This is a genomic window from Streptococcus sp. GMD4S (assembly GCF_000296955.1).
Genome location: NZ_AJRE01000407.1, coordinates 1 through 573, shown reverse-complemented (window position 1 = coordinate 573; position 573 = coordinate 1). Strand labels below are relative to the sequence as shown.

The following is a 573-nucleotide window of genomic DNA, read 5'->3' as shown; positions in this document are numbered from 1 at the left end:
GCTCTGCAATCCCTACACCATGTAGGCGATCTTTTTCTGCTTCTGCTTCTGCTGCGGTCACGATTTTAATCTTATCTGCTTCAGCAAGCTCTTGCGCCGCAACTCTCTTACGTTGAGCCGCGTTAATTTCATTCATTGATTGTTTTACTTCAGCATCAGGTTCAACCTTAGTAATCAGCGTTTTGACAATGATATACCCATACGTAGACATTTCTTCAGCCACTTGTTTTTGAACTTCTAAGGCGATTTCATCCTTCTTCTCAAACAACTCATCTAGGGTTAGCTTTGGTACAGATGAACGCAAAGCATCTTCAATATAGGATTTAATTTGGGCTTCTGGACGCATCAATTTATAATAGGCATCTGTGACGTTATTTTCATTTACTCGATACTGAGTTGCCACATTCATCGTTACAAATACATTATCTTGCGTCTTTGTCTCTACAACAATCTCACTTTGCAACAAGCGTAGTTGAACTCTTGCCGCAATCCTATCAATTCCAAAAGGAGCTCGTAAATGAATACCACTATTGCTCAACTTTTGGTATTTACCAAAGCGTTCTATGATAGCGA

1 protein-coding gene is annotated in these 573 nt (G+C 39.8%); it reads right to left on the bottom strand.

Translation table 11 applies throughout. From position 1 onward, the window contains the following. Positions 1 to 573, bottom strand: a 573-nt coding sequence (locus GMD4S_RS10210; RefSeq protein ID WP_000518866.1) for an SPFH domain-containing protein, incomplete at both ends; no start/stop codon positions are given.